Origin of the sequence: Microcoleus sp. B13-B6, assembly GCF_036705405.1 — a bacterium.
Classification (GTDB): domain Bacteria; phylum Cyanobacteriota; class Cyanobacteriia; order Cyanobacteriales; family Microcoleaceae; genus Microcoleus.
Genome location: NZ_JAUBUJ010000197.1, coordinates 1 through 5,832, shown reverse-complemented (window position 1 = coordinate 5,832; position 5,832 = coordinate 1). Strand labels below are relative to the sequence as shown.

The 5,832-nt window shown below is 44.5% G+C and carries 5 protein-coding genes; 1 reads left to right on the top strand and 4 read right to left on the bottom strand.

Annotated elements, in window-relative coordinates:
• Window positions 1-298: 298 nt before the first annotated feature.
• Both QUB35_RS38165 and QUB35_RS38160 read right to left on the bottom strand, forming a co-directional pair.
• A complete protein-coding gene (locus QUB35_RS38165; protein WP_333148174.1) occupies window positions 299-946 on the bottom strand; it encodes a hypothetical protein in 648 nt (215 codons plus the stop codon).
• Between the two features lie 247 nt (window positions 947-1,193).
• Window positions 1,194-1,424: a DNA-directed RNA polymerase subunit omega gene (locus QUB35_RS38160; protein WP_015175138.1), complete on the bottom strand. Its 231-nt coding sequence runs from the start codon at window positions 1,422-1,424 to the stop codon at window positions 1,194-1,196.
• Between the two features lie 80 nt (window positions 1,425-1,504).
• Here QUB35_RS38160 and QUB35_RS38155 point away from each other — a divergent pair, with 80 nt between their 5' ends.
• Entirely contained in the window at window positions 1,505-2,197 is a 693-nt protein-coding gene (locus QUB35_RS38155; RefSeq protein WP_333148171.1) for a GDSL-type esterase/lipase family protein, read from the top strand.
• A gap of 98 nt (window positions 2,198-2,295) precedes the next feature.
• Here QUB35_RS38155 and QUB35_RS38150 read toward each other — a convergent pair whose 3' ends face one another.
• Complete coding sequence (locus QUB35_RS38150) at window positions 2,296-3,897, bottom strand: hypothetical protein (protein ID WP_333148169.1); 1,602 nt, start codon at window positions 3,895-3,897, stop codon at window positions 2,296-2,298.
• 334 nt (window positions 3,898-4,231) lie between these two features.
• On the bottom strand, window positions 4,232-5,710 hold the full coding sequence (locus QUB35_RS38145) for an amidase (RefSeq protein ID WP_333148167.1): 1,479 nt from the start codon (window positions 5,708-5,710) through the stop codon (window positions 4,232-4,234).
• Between the last annotated feature and the right edge of the window lie 122 nt (window positions 5,711-5,832).

The window sequence follows — 5,832 nt, the reverse complement described above, 5'->3', positions numbered from 1 at the left end:
TTGGTCAATCCTAAGCACTTTAAAAACTGGTTTACAAGCTGCTGCTACTGTACTTCATAAACCTGGAATACGCTGTAAATAACTTCCACAAGTTTGTGGGATGGGCGTCCCGCCCGTCCAAAAAGGACGGGCGAGACGCCCATCCCACAATAACAATTAAAATTGTAAGTTATTTAATTCGCGATCCTTAGTAGAACTTACCCATAAATACGAAACGGAAGAAACCGGGTTTTTTAGCTGTGTTAAAGGGTCAACAGCAATATTTCCGTAAAAAACCCGGTTTCTGTATCCATGAGTATTAAGGTGCCAGCAACTTCGCATCTCCCGGCTGGGGCTGCGGTATCTCCGGCGAATTCGATCGCCCTTGTGGTTTTTCCCCCGCCGTCGGTGTGCGCCCACCCCCGGCAGTCTCCGTAAAAACATCAACCAAAGCTTGAACCAAAGCATCCCGCTGTGCTCTATTTAAACTTTGAATAGCAGCGCGATCCTGTTCCATTGGATTCGATCGCAAAACGTCCTTTCCCGGATAAACGCTTTCCACCAAATAATCGGGAGTCGCCCCCAAATAGTCAGCTAAACTCAACTTCCAATCAAAGCGGTAATTGGGCGGCCGTCCTTTGACAAATACGTGATATCGAATCAACCGCCCGACTAAAGTATTAGTAGGATCGACTTTTCCAGTTTCCTTAGAAATGTAGTTATTTTCGATCGGCAAATCCGGCAATTTTTCGTACACCAATTTCCACGCATCTTGCACCCTCACTTGTGGCGGCGCAGATTGTTGAGCCACCCGCTGCACTGAGGCCGACTCAGAACTCCGCAGCAGCGAAGGTTTCAAAGCCGACATACTCAGTTCCCCGGATTCCAATACCCAACTCAAAAGCGTGAAAATCGCTACACTCAAAGTAACCAACAGAAAACTTAAGCCCTGCTTTAATCTATTCACGGTTTTGACAAGAATTTCAAAAATAGAATAATTTCATAAACTTACCCCAAGCAGATGTCCTAGTTTCTAATTTTAGGACTTAGGAAAAGAAACCCGGTTTAGGAAAATCAGAAGTTTGTCAACGAGACAGCTAAGAAGAAACCGGGTTTCTCGCCCAGGCCCGCCAGTCTAGTTTGAGAAAGTTTTGAGTGTGGAGTGTGAAAAAATTGCTCGCAATTCACCACTCAAAACCCAAAACTCCCAAAGTCTAGATGTCTCCGATAATTTCCGGCTGAGTCAGTTCGTCCGACATCTCAAATATCGCCCGCATTACAGGTTTCATTTGATGGTCATCCATATTGTCAAAATCTTCATAGCGACGGCGTTTTGCGCGGTTCGCCACCTGCACCGTAATCCGATAGCGGTTGGATGCACCGTTAATCAACTCTTCCGCCCGACGAGTTAGCTGAGTTGAATCGAAGGTTGGACGCTTAACCATGAGACTCCCTACTTTATGTAATGTTACATTCTAGTCTAGTATGTCAAGATTCATAATTTATTAACTGAGTATCATTGCTTATGCAGGTAGCAACAGCCTATTCCTTTGGTCACTTGCATCGGGGAAATTCTCATCCCCTCAAATTGGTTGCTTTCGGTGACAGCTTAATCTACGGTTTCGGCGACGGTGTAGGCGGTGGCTGGGTAGAAAGATTGCGGCGCCAGTGGATGTTACCGGAGAGTGCAGGACACGTTTTATACAATTTGGGCGTTCGGGGCGATCGGGCTTATCAAGTCTCCCAGCGGCTCGAAAACGAGTTTCGCCACCGGGGCGAACTCAGAAACCGCGTCCCGGATGCGATTATTCTTTCCGTAGGTCTCAACGATTCGGCGAGAGTGCAGTCGCCTACCGGGCGCAGCTACACTGATTTTGAACATTTTAAAACTGTTTTGGATCATTTGTTAAACCTGTCCCAACAACTTTGTCCGGTGATATTTGTCGGGATGGTGCCAGTGGATGAAAGTAAAATGCCTTTTCAAGATTGTTTGTATTACAATCATGCTGACCAATATCGGTATAAAGAGGCAACGAAATTAGCTTGTGAGTTGCGGGGAATTCCCTATTTAGATATTTTTGATAAATGGGTAAATCGGGGCAGTGATTGGTGGCGATCTCGCCTGATTGCAGATGGGCTGCATCCCAATGCAGCGGGCTATCAATCTTTATTTGAAGATGTGACAAGCTGGGAGCCACTCGCCAGCATTAGTCATTAGTCAGTTGTCAGTTGTTAGTTGTCAGCTAGGCTGTTGCGCCTGTTATGCAGCTTGTCTAAAAAACTGTGTAATTGATATTACTCTTTTTTTACAAGCAGCTATGTGCGTATACACTCTACTTTGAATGAAAACTTCAGCTTAGGGATTCCGCTTGCCTGTAAAAGACGTGCGATCGTGTCTACACTTTCATCGTATGACATATTATCTTTAGAACCAAATGGAATATCTGCTTTCCATTTCCCATTTAAGGTGACAGTGAGTATAGCAGGTGCTATAAATCTTCTAGGCGATACATACGCCTTGCTTACATATCCTTCTTCTTTGTTCAGCTTTACTTTAGCAAAAGCGGACAAGTAGGTTTCTAGCAGCAACCAAAACACTCTATCTACTGTCGCCTGCAAATAAACTTCGTTGTAACGTTCGCGCAAAGAGATTTGACTCGTCATCCCTTTTGCACCATATATTGTATTGTTCATCCGAATAACTTCAGAATTAACAATTCTGTCTCCTATAGGCTCTTCGAGCTTACCAAAGAATGGCTTAATAAAAATATTCATTCTTTTATCTGTACTGCTGTCTATGTAATTATCATCCTTTGGTAATTGCTCTAGATACCTATTTACCTCATAACGATTTAAGTCAATACCGCGTTCCGTTAACAAGGTGGCCAGATATTGTTTTTTATTGGCAAGATTAGCTAACCTTACCAGCATACCTGTATTACTATCCCGGACAGTTGTTGTGTTGGTTGGTAATACTTGCGCTTGACTGAAATCTATCTCTTCATTAAAAAGTAATTTAACGAAATCTTGTTTATAAGGATATATTCGTTCTATAGCCTTGCGGGAAAGTCTCTCATATAGGTCATCTTGGTTATCTTTAGCCAAAGATATCCCTCCAATCCCAAGCAAACACTTATTTTTTAGGAGGGCTAAAGAAGCTTCATCAACAGCCCTAACGTCTACATTTGCCACTTGAGTCAAATCGTACCCTTGAATGTATTGTAAGGCTTGTCGATCGATTCCATATACTTCTATAACGAACCCATTAACCAACAATCTTCTCACGGCTAATTCATAAATGGGTTTACCTTTATAAGTATAAGCAAATTCCCAATTATTATAATAATTACTGCGCTTTCTAAAAATCCTTCTCAGGAAACGCATTTCTGAGTTCCAGTTGTTGCCTAATTCACTTAGATTTATGCAAATGTGTATTACACTCAGAGGCAAAACAGCCTTTTTTACTCTCCAATTATTTTCCCAAGAGATAGAAGTTTCTATAAATTTAAGGTCTTCTTTTCTGGGGGATTCTACACCTAATACAAAACTGTACGGGGCTAGGCTAAATAACGTTTCCTGTAATAATCTCTCTGTGGGAGCTAATTGCTTAGCCTTGACTTGAGTTCGATTCAACTGCGGGCTGTACTGCTCAATCCGCTGCTGTTCAAGAATGTCAAGTAGCGATTCAGGCAACAATTCGTAGTAGATAGTAAACTGTTTTTTTCGTTGCTTTTGTAGTTGATCTAGTCTGTGGTGACTATCACCTGTCCACCGGGTACGAAGATTCTTTGCTTTTCCGATGTACCAAATTATAAATTTTTCATCTACAACGTAATATATTCCAGATTCTTGCGGCAGTAGTGTTCTGCTCTTTAAACTTATATGAGGTAATTGCAATATCTGTTCGTCTGCACTCATATTTTTGTTTTCTAGTTGATGCGATGTGTCTCTAGAGCTAATATTCTAATGTGGGCGAACTAATGTCAAGGGAACTCGCAGTTCTTCTCAAACCGCTTTGTCCGTAAATCCTGTTAATTGTAGAGACAAGGTAGTCTTTAGACAGCAGTAACAATCAAGTAGGGTGCCTCAGCTAGGATTATTTCCCCTACAAACTAAGAATCTCACAACTGACGCACTCCCGCAAAAAACGGTGCGTCCGATTCATACTTTTCGTGCACATTGAAAATCTCAAACGTGACGCACGCTACCACAAGAGTAAACATTGACCATCAAGTGAAACTTGATAAAATGCTCAGTAACCAGGTGGGTGTTGCAAGCTACCAACCACTTTGTCGATCGCTTCTGCGATCGCCAACAACTCGATTTCGCACCACCGCTTACCAACAATTTGCATCCCAATCGGTAAACCATTTTGAGTTTGTCCAATTGGAATTACCACGGCAGGATGTCCACTAAGATTAGAAGGCAGGGTGTAAGCCCCGTTTGCCACTGCATGAGGATAGGATCTGCCATTAACCTCAACGGCACTCCAAGCGGGACGATGAGTAAACGCAGCGGTTGCCGCAACGGGACAAAGCCATACATCCCACGGTTCTAATGCCTCATCTATATGGGCAGTGAAGGCATCGCGCTGTGTGAGTGCCTCGAAATATCCTTTCAAACTTGGATTCAATATCTCAGGTAGGAATCTGCTGAAATCTCCCAATTTTCGGAGTTCCTTGTCGCCTTGGGTTGCGGTGCGGAAGATTAACTCTAAACTACGACGCAGGTTATATCTATCCTGCGGTTGAGCGTAGATAGTGAGGTACATTGAGATCCGTCCGTAGAGATTCAATATTTTGGAAAGCTCAAAGTCTTTGGGAAGCCAGCGTTCGGTGTGGACACCTGCGTGAGAGAGTGTCTGCACGATCGACTCCATAGCTGCTCGAATTTCAGAAGCAACGGGAACTTCGGCCCATTCAGCAGTCCAAGCGATTTTGAGCTGCTGCACAGGCTTCCCAGAGGGTCGATCGAGCGGAATCGGCGGGACATCAGGGCGTCGCAGATCCGCGCCTGCAATTAACGAAAAACATAGCCGGATGTCTTCGAGCGATCGAGCAAAACAGCCTACTGTCATCATTTGCCGAATAGACAGTGGCATTCCCGGCACTTCAGGAATCTGCCCTGCTGTAGAAATACGGCGATCTGTCGGCTTTAAACCATATATGCCACAGAAATGAGCGGGTTGACGCACCGAACCCCCGAAATCGTTCCCCAAATCCAACGGTGAAAGTCCTGCTGCGACAGCCGCGGCACTCCCTCCAGAACTGCCACCCGGTGTGTAGTCAAGATGCCAAGGATTATTCACCCGTGGAAACAGAGAATTTGTGCTTTGATAATTGGCAGCCAGTTCCGCCATGTTGGTTTTTCCCATGATGACAGCACCTGCTGCCCGCAATCTCGCAACAGCAGTTGCATCCTGTTGAGGGACATAATCTTTGAGGGGAATATAGCCTGCTGTGGTGCGGAGTCCGGCTGTTTCAAAAATGTCTTTAATCGTGATGGGAACCCCATGTAAAGCACCCCAGTTTTCTCCTCTGGCTAGGGCTTCATCGGCAAGTCTTGCTCTAGTACGAGCATTGTCTTCATCCAGGGTACAAATGGTGTTTAATTGCGAGTTGTGCTTGGCGATTTGAGTAAGGTAAGCGTCGAGAACTTCGACGGCAGAGACTTGGCGATCGCGAATCAGTCGCGCTAGCTGATGGGCAGAGGCAAACGTCAGGCTACTCATAGGCAACAAACAGGTATTTCTCGATCGAGTCAATTATATTCACTTTTAGTTAGGAATGAGAATTAAATAACTTCCACAAGTTTGTGGGATGGGCGTCCCGCCCGTCCAAAAAGGACGGGCGG